Annotated in this window: 16 protein-coding genes; 14 read left to right on the forward strand and 2 right to left on the reverse strand. The window is 39.5% G+C overall.

All coding sequences use genetic code 11. The features are described from left to right. Positions 1-126 precede the first annotated feature (126 nt). Positions 127-1,020: a LysR family transcriptional regulator gene (locus ABS917_RS05060; RefSeq protein ID WP_350477972.1), complete on the forward strand. Its 894-nt coding sequence runs from the start codon at positions 127-129 to the stop codon at positions 1,018-1,020. 22 nt (positions 1,021-1,042) lie between these two features. Continuing rightward, positions 1,043-2,488, forward strand: a complete 1,446-nt coding sequence (locus ABS917_RS05065; RefSeq protein WP_350477973.1) for a DEAD/DEAH box helicase — start codon at positions 1,043-1,045, stop codon at positions 2,486-2,488. Positions 2,489-2,558: 70 nt separating this feature from the next. On the opposite strand, the gene ABS917_RS05070 is transcribed toward ABS917_RS05065, so the two are convergent. Next, positions 2,559-3,452: a TetR/AcrR family transcriptional regulator gene (locus ABS917_RS05070; RefSeq protein WP_350477974.1), complete on the reverse strand. Its 894-nt coding sequence runs from the start codon at positions 3,450-3,452 to the stop codon at positions 2,559-2,561. A 235-nt stretch (positions 3,453-3,687) separates the two neighbouring features. Here ABS917_RS05070 and ABS917_RS05075 point away from each other — a divergent pair, with 235 nt between their 5' ends. After that, complete coding sequence (locus ABS917_RS05075) at positions 3,688-5,211, forward strand: DHA2 family efflux MFS transporter permease subunit (RefSeq protein ID WP_350477975.1); 1,524 nt, start codon at positions 3,688-3,690, stop codon at positions 5,209-5,211. A 95-nt stretch (positions 5,212-5,306) separates the two neighbouring features. Further along, complete coding sequence (locus ABS917_RS05080; RefSeq protein ID WP_350477976.1) at positions 5,307-5,678, forward strand: VOC family protein; 372 nt, start codon at positions 5,307-5,309, stop codon at positions 5,676-5,678. 35 nt (positions 5,679-5,713) lie between these two features. Here the strand turns inward: ABS917_RS05080 and rnhC are convergent, their stop codons facing one another. Then, positions 5,714-6,643, reverse strand: coding sequence for a ribonuclease HIII (gene rnhC, locus ABS917_RS05085; RefSeq protein ID WP_350477977.1), 930 nt, complete (start codon positions 6,641-6,643; stop codon positions 5,714-5,716). Between the two features lie 263 nt (positions 6,644-6,906). Here rnhC and zapA point away from each other — a divergent pair, with 263 nt between their 5' ends. The 10 genes from zapA (at position 6,907) to ABS917_RS05135 (ending at position 17,971) form a co-directional block, all read left to right on the forward strand. Further along, positions 6,907-7,167: a cell division protein ZapA gene (zapA, locus tag ABS917_RS05090; protein WP_350477978.1), complete on the forward strand. Its 261-nt coding sequence runs from the start codon at positions 6,907-6,909 to the stop codon at positions 7,165-7,167. Positions 7,168-7,172: 5 nt separating this feature from the next. Next, entirely contained in the window at positions 7,173-7,712 is a 540-nt protein-coding gene (locus ABS917_RS05095; RefSeq protein ID WP_340801952.1) for a CvpA family protein, read from the forward strand. A 216-nt stretch (positions 7,713-7,928) separates the two neighbouring features. Then, the gene (gene polX, locus ABS917_RS05100; RefSeq protein WP_350477979.1) at positions 7,929-9,644 is read left to right on the forward strand and encodes a DNA polymerase/3'-5' exonuclease PolX; all 1,716 of its coding nucleotides are present in this window, start codon (positions 7,929-7,931) and stop codon (positions 9,642-9,644) included. A 14-nt stretch (positions 9,645-9,658) separates the two neighbouring features. After that, a complete protein-coding gene (locus tag ABS917_RS05105) occupies positions 9,659-12,025 on the forward strand; it encodes an endonuclease MutS2 (protein WP_350477980.1) in 2,367 nt (788 codons plus the stop codon). Positions 12,026-12,095: 70 nt separating this feature from the next. Continuing rightward, complete coding sequence (locus ABS917_RS05110) at positions 12,096-12,509, forward strand: DUF350 domain-containing protein (protein ID WP_350477981.1); 414 nt, start codon at positions 12,096-12,098, stop codon at positions 12,507-12,509. 426 nt (positions 12,510-12,935) lie between these two features. Further along, on the forward strand, positions 12,936-14,627 hold the full coding sequence (locus ABS917_RS05115) for a long-chain-fatty-acid--CoA ligase (protein ID WP_350477982.1): 1,692 nt from the start codon (positions 12,936-12,938) through the stop codon (positions 14,625-14,627). A gap of 104 nt (positions 14,628-14,731) precedes the next feature. After that, a complete protein-coding gene (locus ABS917_RS05120; RefSeq protein ID WP_079528268.1) occupies positions 14,732-15,313 on the forward strand; it encodes a fatty acid metabolism transcriptional regulator FadR in 582 nt (193 codons plus the stop codon). A 14-nt stretch (positions 15,314-15,327) separates the two neighbouring features. After that, positions 15,328-16,101 (forward strand): enoyl-CoA hydratase, encoded by a 774-nt coding sequence (locus ABS917_RS05125; protein ID WP_350477983.1) that lies wholly within the window; start codon positions 15,328-15,330, stop codon positions 16,099-16,101. Positions 16,102-16,163: 62 nt separating this feature from the next. After that, positions 16,164-16,937 (forward strand): electron transfer flavoprotein subunit beta/FixA family protein, encoded by a 774-nt coding sequence (locus ABS917_RS05130; protein WP_350477984.1) that lies wholly within the window; start codon positions 16,164-16,166, stop codon positions 16,935-16,937. A gap of 56 nt (positions 16,938-16,993) precedes the next feature. Then, on the forward strand, positions 16,994-17,971 hold the full coding sequence (locus tag ABS917_RS05135; RefSeq protein ID WP_350477985.1) for an electron transfer flavoprotein subunit alpha/FixB family protein: 978 nt from the start codon (positions 16,994-16,996) through the stop codon (positions 17,969-17,971). The last annotated feature ends 13 nt before the right edge of the window (positions 17,972-17,984 follow it).

A 17,984-nucleotide genomic window follows, 5' to 3' on the forward strand; every position in this document is an offset into this window, starting at 1 on the left:
TTATATTTTAATTCTTTTGCTTACCTTTTAAGCAAAACATAAGTAATCTCACAATGTTTACTATAACCTGTTCATGTGATATAAGTAAAATTAATAATTCTAATATCTGATATAAGTGAGGGTTATATGATAATAAAGTTGGAAGCATATCGCATATTCAATGAAGTAAGTCGAAGTAAAAGTTTTTCAAAGGCAGCAGCTGCTTTATATATGACACAGCCCGCCGTTAGCCAGTCAATTTCAAAACTTGAGAAAGAACTTGATACTGTTTTATTTAACAGAACACCAAAAGGGGTAACCTTAACAGTAGAGGGCGAGTTGTTACACGAATATGTCAATTCCGCTCTTGGCATTTTAGACGCGGGTGAAGAAAAAATCGCCGAATTTAAAAATCTACGTACAGGCGTTTTACGTATCGGTGTTGGGGATACAATTTCAAGATACTTTCTACTGCCTTATTTAGAGGCATTCCATATTAAATATCCTGGCATTAAACTAAAGGTTTTAAACGGTACAACGAATGAAATATTAGCTTTTATTAAATCAGGAGAAGCGGATTTGGGCATATGCAACTTGCCGATTAACGATCCACAGCTTCAAGTTATCCCTTGTAAGGAAATTCATGATATATTTGTGTGCGGACAAAAATATAAAAATTTATCAAAAAAGCCAATTCGCCTCGATATGCTGATGAAGCTGCCGTTAATTTTTTTGGAGAAAAAGGCAAACTCGCGTAATTACGTTGAAAACTATTTAAAAGAACAAGGCTATACCATTTCACCTGAATTCGAGTTAGGCTCACATGATCTAGTATTGGAATTTGCAAAAATCAATTTAGGTGTCGCAAGTGTAACAAAGGAGTTTGCGACCGATTATTTGGATAAAGGGCTTTTGTATGAAATTGAGCTCCAACAGCCAATTCCTAAGCGCAATTTAGGGATTGTCCATTTAAAAAATGTTTCACTTTCTAAAGCTACGAAAAAATTTATCGCTATTGTTGATCCGGGAATCATTCATTAATAGAAGAAAATGAGGAATAAATATGACAACTAATTTTAACGACTATCCATTATCAGCCGAATTACAGCGTGCGCTTAAAGATTTGGATTACAGCACACCGACTGAAGTTCAGCAAAAAGTATTACCCCATGCATTAAAGGAACAAGATTTAATTGTTAAAGCACAAACGGGAAGCGGAAAAACTGCTGCATTCGCGATTCCGATTTGCGAAAATATTGATTGGATTGAAAACAAGCCACAAGCACTAGTATTAACACCGACACGTGAATTGGCTGTCCAAGTAAAAGAAGAGTTTACCAATATTGGACGTTACAAACGTATTAAAGCTACTGCATTATACGGAAAGCAGCCATTCCGTTATCAGCAGGACGAGTTAAAGCAAAAAACACATATTGCAGTGGGTACTCCGGGACGCGTACTGGACCATATCGAAAAGGGAACATTGAAGCTTGATAAAATCCGCTATGTTGTCCTTGATGAAGCAGATGAGATGCTAAACATGGGCTTTATCGAGCAAGTTGAAGCGATACTGGCTCATGTTGAACATCGTAAAGTAATGATGCTGTTTTCAGCGACAGTACCTGAAACGATAAAAAAACTGGCATCCAATTATTTAAAAGACCCGGTTGATATCGAAGTCCATTCGGAAGAGGCTGCACCAAAAATTGAGCATGCAGTAATTGAAGTACAGGACGAAGAAAAAACAGCTGCTGTCGAAAAGGTTGCGGTTGTGGAAAATCCGGATACGTGTATTATTTTCTGTCGTACGAAGGATCGTGTCGATGCCTTGCACGATTATTTATATGACCGCGAATACAGTGTCGATAAGCTGCACGGCGGTATGGACCAGTCAACTCGTCTACTTGTCATGAATGATTATAAGCGCGGAGACTTCCGCTATTTAGTGGCAACAGATGTTGCGGCGCGCGGTATTGATATCGAGAACATTTCGTTAGTAATTAACTATGATTTACCGATGGAAAAGGAAGCGTATGTACATCGTACCGGTCGGACAGGACGTGCCGGCAAGGAAGGGAAGGCTGTTACGTTTGTGACCCCATTTGAACATGAATTTCTGGCGGGGATTGAAGAACTGATCGGATTTACGATCCCGAAGATGGATGTGCCTACACATGAAGAAGTAGAGGCAAAGGCAGAGGCATTTGACAAAAAGATGCAAAGCCGACCACAAAAGAAGAAACAAAAGAATGCCAAAGTCGATGCAAACATTACGAAGCTCTATTTTAATGGCGGTAAGAAAAAAAAGCTGCGTGCTGTTGATTTTGTCGGAACGATTGCAAAAATTCCGGGGATGACTGCTGCAGATATCGGCATAATTACAATTCTCGATACATCTACATTCGTAGAAATTCTAAATGGTAAAGGCAATCTCGTGTTAAAAGCAATGAAAACAACGCCGATTAAGGGCAAGCAATTGAAAGTGCACATTTCGACAAGCAATAACTAATAAAAAGGTCGTGTTGAACAGATAACGTTCAATACGACCTTTTTATTGGTAAGGGAATTAGAAACGAGTATTACTTCTGGTCCCCATTTTTGATAAAGTACCATAATAAATTTGCAAGTTCGACATTTTCTCCGGCATGAGGAGTGGTTGCAAAAGCTTCACGGAAAGGCTTAAGCAAAGTTTCGATAACAGCAAGACGTAACTCATTACGCTGCAGTTCATCCAGAATACTTTCCGTAAATTGAGCACCCACCACATTGTCAGTATCCAGTTTTAACTGGTCAAGGAATCCATGGACCTGTTCGATTAAATCGTTCTTTGTAATCGACTGGTAGATTTTTTTCTCTTCCACTAGTTGAAGTGCATCCTGTGTAATGAGGATTTCGCCATTTTCCAACATACTAGGATAAATTGCTTTAACGTTACGTAATGCAATTTGCAGAATCTTCTTCTGGTCGATCATTTCACTGTAGAAGATACGGTGGGAATAAGTTAAATGGTGAACCATCGCAAAATATAAAATGGCAAGCTCTAGAGAATAGGGGCGGACTTCCTCACCAAAAATATCTGTGAAACGATTGGATACCCACTCAATTTCCAATAGGCGATAGCGTTCCAATAAATGACGGAGCTCCTTGTCATTCGATTGAAAGATATTTTCGTACAAGGATACTAAATTTTGCTTTTTATTGATTTGCATAAGAACGAGAATTTGTTCCAATAATAAGTTTTCATCGGTAATATCTTGATTTAGCAGCATTTCATGGCGTAATAAGCTTGCTTCGTATCTAGTCTGTTCCATAATCGATTTAAAACATTCCACTTTAGATGAGAAATAATTATAAAATGTCCCTTTTGAAATAAGCGCTTTGTCTAAAATGTCCTGTATTGATGTTTCATGAAAGCCTTTTTCGATAAAAAGCTGCAATGCACTATCAAGCACCTGTCTTTTTCGTTGATTCATGAACTGAACTTCCTCCATATCAATTAAAACGATTTACTGTGCATATAACATAATAAAAATGAATTTTTTTGTACTATATACTCTGAATTGTACTCTCATTCTACTGTTTAAAGCGCGGATTCGCAATGTTTTTAGACTGCGAGTATAAAATTGTTGAATTTATTGGACTCCGAGTATAAAATAGTTCGAGTACAGAAATAGGAAGATTGAAAGATTAAAGAAGGGAAATAAAAATATGGAACAGACACAAGATGTAAAAACATTTCAAAAACCCCCGTATTTAATGATTGCCGTATTATTTGTCGGGGCGTTTGTAGCATTTCTAAATAACACATTATTAAACGTAGCTTTACCGTCTATTATGACTGCTTTTGATATTAAAGATTATTCGACAGTACAATGGTTAGCGACAGGCTATATGCTTGTAAGCGGGGTATTGGTTCCTACTTCGGCGTATTTAATTACGAAGTTCAGAACACGACCTCTATTCATTATATCGATGGCGATTTTTGTTATTGGTACAGCATTGGCCTCATTTGCGCCTAGCTTCAGTTTTTTATTGGCAGGTCGTATGATTCAGGCTGCTGGTGCAGCAACGATGGCACCGATTTTAATGAACGTAATGCTGATCAGCTTCCCGGTTGAAAAACGTGGGCAGGCAATGGGGATGTTCGGTTTAGTTATGGTATTGGCACCAGCAATTGGACCAACACTATCAGGGTGGATTGTGGAACATTACGACTGGAGCGTACTGTTTAAAATGATTCTACCAATTGCCGTTTTATCACTTTTACTGGCAGTTTGGAAACTGGAAGATGTCCTTCCAAACCGTGATGCTAAAATCGATATACTTTCTATTGTATTGTCTACAATCGGTTTTGGCGGATTATTATACGGCTTCAGTACAGCGAGTTCAGCTGGCTGGTCAGCAGTAGAAGTATGGGGAACGATTACTGTAGGGGCAATTGGTCTAATATGGTTTATTGTACGCCAATTCCGTTTAGAGCAGCCATTACTTGATTTACGAATTTACACATATCCTTCATACGCACTAGCATCTGTCGTATCGATGGTATTATCTGTAGCGATGTTCTCAGGGATGATTTTAACACCTGCCTATGTACAGAGTGTTCGAGGAATCGAACCATTTGAAGCAGGATTAATGATGTTGCCAGGTGCAATTGTAATGGGAATCATGTCACCAATCACAGGGAAGTTGTTCGATCAATTCGGGCCACGCATCTTAGCTGTTATCGGCTTGACGATCACAACATTTGCTACCGTCGGGTTAGGTTATTTGGAAGCTGATTCATCATATTTATTCATTATTTCAGTTTATACAATTCGTATGTTCGGTATTTCCATGGTTATGATGCCGATTATGACAAACGGTTTAAATGCGTTGCCAAACCGTTTAAATCCGCACGGTACAGCGATGAACAATACAGCTCAGCAAGTAGCAGGGGCAATTGGTACAGCTGTTTTAGTTACAGTTTTCAACTCACACACAAAAACACGTGCAGCTGAAATTGCAGCGGATATGCAAGCGAATGCTTCATCTTCAGTACAGCCGAGTGCTGAGCAAATTGCACAAGCCCAAGCGCAAGTAATGCAGCAGGCAATGCTTGACGGGATTACGTACAGTTTCTTCGTAGCAGCAGCTATTACAGTCGTAGCTTTAATTTTAGCGCTATTTATTAAGCGTGTAGACATAACGAAACGTGAAGACTTTATGGGAACTGTGCCAGAAAAAAAATAAAATAATGCAACGGCGGGAGTTTTTATCTCCTGCCGTTTTTTTATTTGTTATACTTGGGTAAAATAAAGTACGCTTTATAAAAAGGAGTTCTAAAAATGATTGAACAATTAGGGCAAGTCATGTTGTATGTAGAAGACCAGGAAAAGTCAAAGAAGTTCTGGACTGAAAAGTTAGGATTTACTGTAGTTTCCGACATCAATAACGGCATGCGTATTATTACGATTGCACCAAATGATGAAACGCAGACAAGCATTGTATTGCATGATAAAAAGAAAATAGAAGAAATGTCTCCTGAATTGAATTTATCGACGCCTTCATTAATGTTTTATGCACAAAATTTAGATGAACTGTATGAGGACTTTAAAGCAAAAGGAATTACAGTTGGGGATTTCATGAAGATGCCTTTCGGGAAAGTGTTCAACTTTGCTGATGATGAGGAAAATTATTTTGCAGTAATGGAAAAGTAAAAAAAGGAGCTGTGCCAATGGCGGCAGCTCCTTTTCTATTTTCTCATTTGTATAAGTTTGCGTGCTTTTTCAGTATTGGCAAAATGCCATTTCGTCATGGAACGAAGTGTATCTTCGCCATGCTTTAACCAAATTTTAGCGGCCATTTCATCCACTTTGCCGCTCGCTCCTTTTTGAAGTGGGTACCCTGTCACTTTTGCAAGTCGATCCATTTCTTTAAGAAATGCATAGCGCGCCAAAATCGAGGCTGTTGCAACAGCTACATGCAGGTTTTCTGCTTTTGTCGAGAACAGGACATTTTGGCGAACAATTTCTTTTTCATTTTTAATGTGATTGTAGTAAATTCCGCGCTCTGCGAATTGGTCGATTAAAATATATTGCGGGGTTTCCGGTGCTATTTTTGTTAGTACATGTTTTAATGCCTGATTGTGCAGCAGCGCTTTTATTTTTCCTTGAGAATTCCCGCGTGCCTGTATTTCATTATATTTATCATTACGGAGCGTTAAAATACTGTGAACGCACACTTTCATTAAATCCGGAGCAATTTGTCGCATATAGTCATCAGTCAATTGTTTGGAATCCTTCACACCAAGTTCCTGAACGAGTGCTATTTTATCGGCAGGAACATAAACAGCGGCAACGGTTACAGGACCAAAGTAATCCCCTGTACCGGTCTCGTCTGAGCCTAAAACAGATAATGCTGCAAAATTTTCCGGAAGTGTATCGCCCTTCGTGGAGGCGATTTTAGTACTTGGAGCACCTGCTTGCCCCCAGCGTGCTGCTTCACGTTCTGCACCACCCCCTTGAAACATTACTTTTCCTGATTTATATGCAGTAATGGCCGTATCAGCAAGTTTTACCGAAAAAATAACACCTGGAGCCTTTCGTTCAATAAGAGCGTCTTTATAGAAATGTTGAATTGATTGCTGTTGTTCAGCACTACAAAGTAAAACGATATTTGTCATAATTGATCCTTTCAAAAACGATGTATTACTATGTAGTATAGCTTTTTGAATAAAAAAGGGGAACCTACATATGTATGCTTCTTTTGCAGGAACATTCGGGACATGGTGTTGCGATAGTGAAATTGGAAATGTTATGATGTACAATAGGAAAATGGCATCGTTATATAATAGAATCAATCGGGTTTGCTTTCAATCTTTTAATGGACAAAGAACGAAAAAAACTTATTCGTTACTGTTCACTTATTTTTTCTGGAGGGATTATTTTGGCTGAGCAAGAAAAGAATCGCATTTCCGTAGAAATATATGGTAATACATATAAAATGGTAGGAACAGAATCATCGGTCCATATGCGTCTTGTTGCTTCATTAGTGGACGACAAAATGCGGGAAATCAGTGCCCATAATCCATCTTTAGATACAGCGAAGCTAGCTGTATTAACAGCCGTTAATTCTGTGCACGACTATCTATTATTAAAAGAGCAATGTGAAAAACTAGAAATACAATTGAAACATTTGAAGGGTTGACATACATGTTGGATTTAATTATTCTCGCAGTCTTTATCATTAGTCTTATAGTTGGAGCGAAACGAGGGTTCGTTGTTCAGCTTATTAATATCGGAAGTTTTATTATTGCCCTCATTGTAGCGATTATTTATTATAAACCGCTAGCAGAAAAATTTGTTTTATGGATTCCGTATCCTGGATTTACAGAAGGTTCAACAATGACGCTCGTTCTGGATTCACTCGATGTTGACCGTACATTTTATCGCGTCTTTGCGTTTGCCATTATTTTCTTTGCAGTAAAGATTGCCCTCCAAATTGTCGGATCGATGTTTGATTTTTTAACGTATTTACCTGTATTGAGTTCGCTAAACTATGTATTAGGTGCAGTTCTTGGATTTATCGAAATGTATCTTGTACTATTTATTGGACTGTATGTTGTGGCATTACTGCCGGTGGAATCGATTCAAACATTCATCGACAGTTCAATTTTGGCAGGACTCATACTTGAGCACACACCGATTATTACGAGCATGTTCCAAAATTGGTGGTACATTCAAAAAAATTAACTTATTTCAGCGGGTATCCTAAATTCGGAAAGGGAGTTTACTAAAGAAAGAAGTCAACCTGAAAGCATCGCATTATGCTAAAATAGCTGACTTATCCGCGCAACGTGGATCTTTAGCCGGATCAGGATACCATTATGCCGAGGCGTAATTGATTTGAAAATCATGCGAATGCTTCTCTCGATTTTCGGGAGGAGCTTTTTTAAAGGAGAGACAATGATGAACAAAAAAATTATTATTCGTACATTGGAAAAAATAGCTTTATATATGGAGCTGCAGGCAGAAAATCCGTTTAAAGTATCCGCCTTCCGAAAAGCGGCAGCGGCACTCGAAGCAGACGAGCGGAGCCTAAGCGAAATCGATGATATTACAGCAATAAAAGGAATCGGTAAAGGAACGGCAGCGGTTATTACAGAGCTGATGGAGATCGGGGAATCGACTGTATTGAAAGAGCTGGAGGCAATAGTTCCGAAAGGACTTGTTCCATTGATGAAACTACCGGGTTTAGGTGGGAAAAAGCTTGCTAAATTGTATCAGGAACTAAACATAGTTGATGCAGCCACATTAAAGGCAGCTTGTGAGGCGGGTCAAGTAAGAGGGCTTGCGGGGTTTGCGGCAAAAACAGAGGAAAAAATTCTAAAAGAACTTGAAACTTTTGGTTCCCGAGCGGAACGATTACCTATTTGGCAGCTTGAGCCTGTCGTATTGGAAATTAATGAGCTTTTGGCAAGTTTGCCTGAAGTAGAGCTGTTCTCGGTTGCAGGGAGCTTCCGACGCGTTGCGGAAACGAGTAAAGACGTTGATTTTATTGTAGCGACAAAGGAATATGAAGTTGTACGTGAAGCGATTTTAACGCGCCTTGCAATATTAGAAACCGTTGCGGCAGGGGATACAAAAGTGTCCGTCATATTGGACCGTGAAGAACCGGTAAGTGTCGATTTCAGGTTAGTGACGCGGGAAGAATTTGCAACAGCACTTCATCATTTCACTGGATCGAAAGACCATAATGTACGCATGCGTCAGCTTGCAAAATCAATGGGGAAAAAAATCAGTGAATATGGTGTTGAGCAGGAAGACGGCACTGTTCTAACATTTGAGTCGGAAGAAGCGTTTTTTGCGCATTTTAACTTGCCATTCATTCCGCCGACTGTCCGTGAAAGCGGTAAAGAGCTGGACCGTTTGGACGAGCTAAGCGGCTTAGTGAAGCTGGAAGATATAGTAGCGGACCTTCATATGCATACAACTTGGTCAGATGGCGCGCATTCAGTCAGTGAGATGGGGCAAGCTTTAATGGATATCGGATATTCTCATGCAGTCATCACCGATCACTCGCAATATTTAAAAGTAGCGAATGGTTTAACACCTGAACGACTTGAACAGCAAAAGCTTGATATTTATGCATTTAACGAAGCAAACCCAAATTTCCGACTTTACAGAGGGACGGAAATGGATATTCTGCCTGATGGATCATTAGACTTTGGGGACGATGTATTAAAAGAACTGGATTTTGTTATTGCATCGATTCATTCAAGTTTTACACAATCGCAGGACAAAATTATGGCGCGCTTAAAAACTGCGGTCGAAAATCCGTATGTCCATATGATTGCTCACCCGACAGGCCGTATCGTCGGGCAGCGCGGAGGCTATGATCCGGATGTACCGTTATTGATCGAATGGGCAGCGGAACATGGTAAAATATTGGAACTCAATGCGAATCCGTACCGCCTGGACTTAAGCATCGAATATTTAATGCTGGCAATGGAGAAAAATGTACCAATCGCCATCAATACAGACGCACACGCAATCGACCAACTGCGCTTTATGGACATCGGTGTCAAATACGCACAAAAAGCATGGCTGAAAAAAGACCTGATCGTCAACACATGGTCAAAAGAAAAGTTCGAAGCATTTATTGCAAAAAATAAAGAAAAGTAATAGGAGGTGTTCTCATGATCGAACAACGAGCATTGAAAACACTAGAATTTCATAAAGTACGGGAGCAAGTAGCGGCATTTTGTACAAACTCTATCGGAAAGCAAGCGATCGATGAACTTGTACCGGAAACGGATTACGATACAGTTGTCGAACTCCTGGAAGAAATGGATGAAGGACTCGCGATTCTGCGTGTGAAAGGCAATGTGCCATTGGGCGGCATTTTCGATGTACGTCCACATGCACGCCGCTCACAAATCGGCGGTATGCTCAGCCCGATGGAATTAATGGAAATCGCAAGCACAATACGAGCAAGCCGAATTTTACGAAATTTCATTGAAGATATCGAATCGGAAAATACGATTGAAATTCCGCACTTTATCGAACGTAAAGAACAAATGCCTGTCTTGACGGCATTGCAGCACGAAATTAATGATTGTATCGATGATAATGGCACGGTGCTTGATTCAGCAAGTCCTGCATTACGCTCAATTCGCCAGTCATTGCGTTCAGAAGAATCTAAAGTGCGTCAAAAGCTGGAAAGTCTCACACGTGGTTCGAATGCAGCAAAAATGTTGTCTGACGCGATTATTACAATTCGTAATGACCGTTTCGTAATACCTGTTAAACAAGAGTATCGTTCACATTATGGCGGAATCGTCCACGATCAGTCCGCTTCAGGTCAAACATTGTTTATTGAGCCTGATGCAGTCATTCAAGCGAACAATGAAGTACAGCGTCTAAAAGTGAAAGAAAAAGCTGAAATCGAGCGTATTCTATCCGAGCTAACATTAAAGGTACAGGAAGTCGGTCATGAAATATTTGTTCTTGTACAGTTACTTGGAGAACTGGACGTTATTTTAGCAAAAGGGAAATACGGACAGGCAAATAAATGCACAATGCCAAAAATGAATAAAGAAGGTTATACACGACTTGTCCGTGCGCGACACCCCCTATTGCCAATTGACGAAGCAGTTGCCAATACGATTGAATTTGGAAGAGATGTTACAGCAATTGTTATTACTGGACCAAACACAGGCGGTAAAACAGTGACATTGAAAACAGTGGGACTGTGTACAATCATGGCGCAGTGCGGATTGCCGGTTCCGGCACTGGATGGTTCGGAATTGGCCGTGTTTGAGCAAATTTTTGCAGATATTGGTGATGAACAGTCAATTGAACAGTCATTATCAACTTTCTCTTCTCATATGGTGAATATAGTAGACATTCTAAGCAAATTTAACGAAAAATCGTTAATATTATTCGATGAGCTTGGCGCAGGTACCGATCCGCAGGAAGGTGCAGCACTCGCAATTGCTATCTTGGATGAAACAGTCGATCGCGGTGCACGTGTCATGGCAACTTCTCACTATCCGGAGCTGAAAGCATATGGTTATAACCGTCCATCAGTTGTCAACGCGAGTGTAGAGTTCGATATTGAAACGCTCAGCCCGACTTATCGATTGCTTATTGGTGTGCCGGGTCGTTCAAATGCATTTGAAATTTCCAAACGTCTTGGATTAAACTCCAATGTAATCGACCATGCAAAATCCTTTACGGGTACTGACCGTCATGAAGTAGAATCTATGATTGCTTCACTTGAAGAAAGCCGATTACGTTCTGAACGTGAAGCGGACGAAGCTCATCTTTTACTGGAAGACGCACAAAAAATCCGGGCAGAGCTCGAAGAACGTCTTCGTATTTATGATGAGAAAAAGGAAAACCTAGAGAAAAAAGCGAAAGATAAGGCTCGAAAAATTGTCGATGATGCGAAGAAGGAAGCGGAAACGATTATTGCAGAGCTCAGAAAAATGAAAGAAAATGCCGCATTATCGGTGAAAGAGCATGAGTTAATCGATGCGAAGAAGCGTTTAGATAATGCAGCACCGATTGATAACAATAAAGTGCTTCAAAAGGCTGTCGCTGCCCGTGAGCGTAAGCAAAATCTGCAAGTGGGCGACGAAGTGAAAGTATTAAGCTACGGTCAAAAAGGTACACTCCTGCAAAAAGCAGGAAATGAGTGGGTCGTTCAAATCGGTATTTTGAAAATGAAACTGCCCGAAACTGATTTGGAGTATGTGAAACCGGAAAAAGAGCAAGCTACTCGCCCGATGATGAATGTGAAAAATCGCAACAGCATCGTGAAGCTGGAACTTGATTTACGTGGGGAACGATATGAAGAAGCGCTTATTCGCACAGAAAAATATTTAGATGATGCGTTACTGGCTAACTATCCCCGTGTATCGATTATTCACGGAAAAGGGACTGGTGCATTACGCCAAGGGATTCAAAACTTCCTGAAAAATCATAAGCGTGTTAAATCATACCGTTATGGTGAAGCGGGCGAAGGCGGATTCGGTGTTACAGTCGTAGAACTAAAATAGTTGTTGCTCCTTTTAAATGATGCGCTAATATTAAACATAGAAAGAAAATAATTAAAGGGGGTAAAATGGATTGCTAGGATCAGACTTTTGGCACCATCCTCTCGTAGAAACAGCAGGCTATTTTAGTGTGGTAGTCCTTTGCCTATTCGTATCAATGATTTTATTTGAGGTCGTAACAAAGTATAAAAATTGGGATGAAATAAAAAAGGGAAATGTCGCGGTCGCTTTAGCTACTGGAGGAAAAATTTTAGGCGTCTGTAATATTTTCAGATATTCAATTAATCAGCATACGTCATTTATTCAAATGCTCGGTTGGGGTTTATTCGGTTTTACGTTATTGATTTTTGCCTATTTTTTATTTGAGTTTTTAACGCCGAAATTTAATGTGGATGAGGAGATTGCTGCTGACAATCGTTCAGTCGGATTTATCTCGTTTACAATTTCTCTCGGTTTGTCATTTGTTATCGGAGCAAGTATTTCATAGGAGCATACACATGGAAACATTATCGAAAATATTACTCGTCGTCTGTTTCATTTTTCTCGCAGTCGGCATTTACTACATGATGACACTCTAAAACATAAAAGCAAATGAACTAGCATTTAGTTAGTTCATTTGCTTTTTTCATTAGCTGAGCAGATTTATATCAATCGAATATTTTAACTTTATCTGCCCGTTACCAAAAAATATTTAAGATATTAAAACTTTATTGAAAAAGTATATTTCCATACTAAACGAATAGTCCTATATGTTTTATCTACAATAATACTATAAAAGTCAAAATAATAAACGAGAAAATAAATGCATGAACGAGAATAAAGTGTGTATATCTATGAAAATAGTTTGAAACCATTTCCAATTTTAATTATAATGATGTAAACAAGTAAAGCTTTAGCAAAGGGGAGGAGTTTTATGACAGAAAAGGTTTGGTTGGCAAGCTATCCGAAAGAAGTACCACATTCTATTGAGCTGCCGGAAATTCCTGTACACCAGTTTTTAACACAAGCATTTGAGTCAATGCCTAATAAAGTGGCAATACACTTCATGGGGCGCGAGCTTACGTACAAAGAACTTTATGAATCAGCGTTGAAGTTTGCGAACTACCTGCGTTCTCTAGGGGTGGAGAAGGGGGATCGAGTAGCGATTATGCTGCCGAACTGTCCGCAAGCGGTCATCGCCTATTATGGAACGATGTATGCCGGTGGGGTTGTCGTACAGACGAATCCGCTTTATACAGAACGGGAGCTGCAATATCAGATGGCGGATTCCGGAGCAAAAGTTATCTTAGTGATGGATATTTTATACCCAAGGGCAATGAAAATATTACATGAGACAAATATTGAAAATGTTATTGTTTCAGGAATCAAAGACTATTTGCCATTCCCCAAAAACTTAGTTTATCCGTTCATCCAAAAGAAACAGTACGGTTATAGTGTAAAGGTGGAGCATAGCGGAACTAACCACCTGTTTACAGAAATCATGAAAATGGCCAAAATGGATAAAATCGAGCAAGACTTTGATTTTGAAAATGATTTGGCATTATTGCAATACACTGGAGGGACAACAGGTTACCCGAAAGGTGTTATGTTAACGCATAAAAACTTGATTGCAAATACATTAATGTGTGATGCATGGATGTATAAATGCAAAAAGGGTGAAGAGACAATTTTAGGCATACTTCCATTCTTCCATGTATATGGTATGACAACGGTATTAATTTTATCTGTCATGCAGCAAGGCAAGATGGTATTACTTCCTAAATTTGATGCAGAGCAAGCATTGAAAACGATTGATAAACAAAAACCAACATTATTCCCCGGCGCCCCAACAATGTATATTGGCTTGTTGAATCACCCGGATTTAGCAAAATATGATCTATCGTCAATTAAAGCGTGTTTAAGCGGTTCTGCTGCATTGCCACTGGAAGTTCAGGAAAAGTTTGAAGAATTGACAGGCGGTCGTTTAGTAGAAGGATACGGCTTAACCGAAACTTCTCCAGTTACACATGCCAATCCGATTTGGGACCATCGTATCAACGGTTCAATCGGTTTACCTTGGCCAAACACAGAAGCGGTTATTTTACGTTCAGGTGAAGCAGAAATATTGCCTGTAGGTGAAATCGGCGAAATAGCGGTAAAAGGACCACAAGTTATGAAGGGTTACTGGAATCGTCCTGAAGAAACAGCAATGACATTTGCAGATGGCTGGTTTTTAACGGGTGATTTAGGCTATATGGACGAAAATGGTTATTTCTATGTTGTTGACCGCAAAAAGGATATGATTATTGCAGGTGGATTTAATATCTACCCGCGTGAAGTAGAAGAAGTGCTGTATGAGCATGAAGCGATCCAGGAATGTATCGTAGCCGGTATCCCTGATCCGTATCGTGGAGAAACCGTAAAGGCATATATTGTTCTTAAAGAGGGTAAATCTGTTACAGATAAGGAACTGAACGAGTATTGCCGTAAAAACCTGGCTGCTTATAAAGTGCCGCGTTTCTATGAATTCCGTCAAGAGTTGCCGAAAACAGCAGTAGGAAAAATTTTACGCCGTACGCTAATTGAAGAAGAAAAACAGAAAATGGCACAACAAGAAGCAAAATAATTAATTGTTTAGCAAACTATTGACAGAATGCAGAACAAACTATAATATAAAAACATGAATGAATGGTCATTCATGTTTTTATATTTTTTTTGGTGGTGATCTGCTTGAAACGAAACAAACCCAAATATATGCAAATAGTAGACGCAGCAGTCATTGCTATCGCAGAAAATGGCTATCATCAAGCCCAAGTTTCAAAAATAGCTAAACAGGCTGGGGTTGCTGATGGTACAATCTACTTATATTTCAAAAACAAAGAAGATATTTTAATTTCTGTATTCCAGGAAAAAATGGGTATTTTCGTAGAGAATTTACAGGCTATAATAAAAAGTGGGGAAACTGCTTCCGATAAGTTATGTAAAATGATCGAAAATCATTTCCATGTTCTATCAAGTGATCGCCACTTGGCAACTGTAACTCAGCTTGAGCTACGGCAATCGAATAAAGAAATTAGACTGAAAATTAATTCTATTCTAAAAGAATACTTAATTTTACTAGATCAAATTTTAATCGAAGGTATGCTAAATGGTGAATTCAACCAGACGATGGATGTTCGTATTGCGAGACAAATGGTCTTTGGTACAATTGACGAAATTACGACAACTTGGGTAATGAATGAAAATCGATATGATTTATTAGAGCAAGCTCCAAAAGTAAAGCAATTACTGCTAAACGCACTAAAAGCATAAAGGGGATGTAGAGGATGGAGTTTCTAAGTTGGAAAGTAGAAGAAGGGGTCGCAATTGCAACGATTTCAAGACCACCAGCAAATGCACTTTCACAAGGCTTGATCCAAGATGTGAATGCACTTTTAGACGCTGTAGAAGAAGATGAGAATGTACGTGTCATCGTCTTGCATGGCGAAGGACGTTTCTTCTCTGCAGGTGCGGATATTAAAGAGTTTACGAGCGTACAGTCAGGAGAAGCATTTACAGGGTTGGCGAAAAATGGACAAGATGTATTCGAACGTGTCGAAACATTCAGTAAACCGGTTATTGCCGCGATCCACGGTGCAGCATTAGGCGGCGGCTTGGAACTTGCAATGGGATGCCATATGCGCTTTGTAACCGCATCGGCAAAGTTAGGCTTACCTGAGCTATCATTAGGCTTAATACCTGGATTTGCAGGAACACAACGATTACCACGATATGTTGGTGTAGCAAAAGCAGCGGAAATGATGTTTACAAGCGACCCGATTTCGGGGACTGAAGCTGTTCAATGGGGATTAGCAAACCGTGCTTTTTCCGATGAAGAGCTGCTGCCTGAAACATTGAAAATCGCTCGGAAAATTGCGAAGAAATCACCAATTGCTCTTAAAGCAGCGATCCAAATGCTGAATTACTCAAAACCATCATCTTATTACGAAGGAGTAAATGCTGAAGCAAACAGCTTCGGTGAAGTATTTGTTTCTGAAGATGCTAAAGAAGGAATCCAAGCATTTATTGAAAAACGTGAGCCAGTGTTTACTGGTAAATAAAAAAATGTATTCTTCCCTGTTTTTCGGGATTAAAATTAAAAAGCTTTTAGGAGGTCTAGATTATGAATATTTTTGTATTAGTAAAACGTACTTTTGACACAGAAGAAAAAATCGTCGTATCCGGCGGTAAAATTCAAGAAGATGGTGCAGAATTCATCATCAACCCATACGATGAGTACGCAATTGAAGAAGCAATTCAAAAGCGCGACGCATTAGGCGGTAAAGTAACAGTTGTGACAATCGGTGGCGAAGATGCAGAAAAGCAGTTACGTACAGCTTTAGCAATGGGTGCCGATGAAGCGGTATTGATTAATACAGAAGATGATTTAGATGAGCTTGACCAATATTCTTCAGCTTATATTTTAGCGGAATATTTAAAAGACAAAGAAGCAGATTTAATTTTAGCAGGAAATGTAGCAATCGATGGTGGTTCAGGACAAGTTGGCCCGCGCTTAGCAGACCTGCTGGGCATTAACTACGTAACAACAATTACTTCATTGGAAATCGACGGCACGAACGTTAAGATTGTGCGTGATATCGAAGGGGACGCTGAAGTATTAGAAACATCATTACCATTATTAGTAACAGCTCAACAAGGTTTAAACGAGCCACGTTACCCATCTTTACCAGGTATTATGAAAGCGAAGAAAAAACCGCTTGCAGAACTGGAATTGGATGATTTGGATATCGAAGAAGACGATGTTGAAGTAAAAGTAGAAACAGTTGAAATTTATTTACCGCCACAAAAAGCGGCTGGACGTGTATTAGAAGGCGATCTTTCTGCACAGGTAAAAGAATTAGTAAACTTACTTCATAACGAAGCAAAAGTAGTCTAATAGAAGTCAACTAGAGTACGGAAATTTTTACGAAGATGGTAATGGAGGGATATTCTATGTCAAAGAAAGTTTTAGTGTTAGGTGAGGTTCGCGAAGGGAGCTTACGTAACGTTTCATTCGAAGCAGTTGCAGCAGGTTTACAAATCGCTGACGGCGGTGAAGTAGTAGGTTTATTAGTAGGGGATGCAGTAGCTGATTTAACACAGGAATTAATCGCATATGGAGCGAGCCGTGTTATTACAGTAGAACATCCACACTTGAAAAACTATACATCTGACGGCTTCAGCCAAGCAATTTTAGCAGTAGTAGAACAAGAAAATCCAGAAGCAATCGTTTTCGGTCATACTTCTTTAGGTAAAGACTTATCGCCAAAAATTGCTTCACGCTTACAATCTGGCTTAATTTCAGATGTTACGGAAATTCAGGGAGCTGGCGATGATACAGTCTTCGTCCGCCCGATCTATTCTGGTAAAGCATTCGAAAAAGTAAAAATTAAAGATGGTGTTATTTTTGCGACAATCCGTCCAAACAATATTCCACCATTAGTAAAAGATGATTCTCGTACTGGTGAAGTATCATCAGTATCTGTTGATATTACAAATTTACGTACAATCATCAAAGAAGTTGTCCGCAAATCAACTGAAGGTGTAGACCTTTCAGAAGCGAAAGTAGTAGTTGCAGGTGGCCGCGGTGTAAAATCCGAAGAAGGTTTTGAGCCATTAAAAGAGCTTGCTAATTTACTTGGTGGAGCAGTTGGCGCATCTCGTGGTGCATGTGACGCAGAATATTGCGATTACTCATTACAAATCGGCCAAACTGGTAAAGTTGTAACACCTGACCTTTATATCGCTGCGGGGATTTCTGGTGCGATTCAGCATTTAGCTGGTATGTCGAACTCAAAAGTTATCGTTGCGATCAACAAAGATCCAGAAGCAAACATCTTTAAAGTAGCGGACTACGGTATTGTTGGTGACTTATTCGAAGTAGTGCCAATGTTAATCGAAGAATTTAAAGCACTTAAAGTAAATGCATAAAAAGTGATGAGGA

Origin of the sequence: Solibacillus sp., assembly GCF_040273735.1 — a bacterium.
In the GTDB taxonomy this organism is placed as follows: Bacteria; Bacillota; Bacilli; order Bacillales_A; family Planococcaceae; genus Solibacillus.

Bases quoted from the DNA above. Each gene is read 5' to 3' on its own strand.
- ABS917_RS05125 (WP_350477983.1), top strand. From the start codon at position 15,328: ATGGAGTTTCTAAGTTGGAAAGTAGAAGAAGGGGTCGCAATTGCAACG.
- ABS917_RS05115 (WP_350477982.1), top strand. From the start codon at position 12,936: ATGACAGAAAAGGTTTGGTTGGCAAGCTATCCGAAAGAAGTACCACAT.
- ABS917_RS05135 (WP_350477985.1), top strand. From the start codon at position 16,994: ATGTCAAAGAAAGTTTTAGTGTTAGGTGAGGTTCGCGAAGGGAGCTTA.
- ABS917_RS05075 (WP_350477975.1), top strand. From the start codon at position 3,688: ATGGAACAGACACAAGATGTAAAAACATTTCAAAAACCCCCGTATTTA.
- rnhC (WP_350477977.1), bottom strand. From the start codon at position 6,643: ATGACAAATATCGTTTTACTTTGTAGTGCTGAACAACAGCAATCAATT.
- ABS917_RS05080 (WP_350477976.1), top strand. From the start codon at position 5,307: ATGATTGAACAATTAGGGCAAGTCATGTTGTATGTAGAAGACCAGGAA.
- ABS917_RS05060 (WP_350477972.1), top strand. From the start codon at position 127: ATGATAATAAAGTTGGAAGCATATCGCATATTCAATGAAGTAAGTCGA.
- ABS917_RS05105 (WP_350477980.1), top strand. From the start codon at position 9,659: ATGATCGAACAACGAGCATTGAAAACACTAGAATTTCATAAAGTACGG.
- ABS917_RS05070 (WP_350477974.1), bottom strand. From the start codon at position 3,452: ATGAATCAACGAAAAAGACAGGTGCTTGATAGTGCATTGCAGCTTTTT.
- ABS917_RS05095 (WP_340801952.1), top strand. From the start codon at position 7,173: ATGTTGGATTTAATTATTCTCGCAGTCTTTATCATTAGTCTTATAGTT.
- ABS917_RS05130 (WP_350477984.1), top strand. From the start codon at position 16,164: ATGAATATTTTTGTATTAGTAAAACGTACTTTTGACACAGAAGAAAAA.
- ABS917_RS05065 (WP_350477973.1), top strand. From the start codon at position 1,043: ATGACAACTAATTTTAACGACTATCCATTATCAGCCGAATTACAGCGT.
- polX (WP_350477979.1), top strand. From the start codon at position 7,929: ATGAACAAAAAAATTATTATTCGTACATTGGAAAAAATAGCTTTATAT.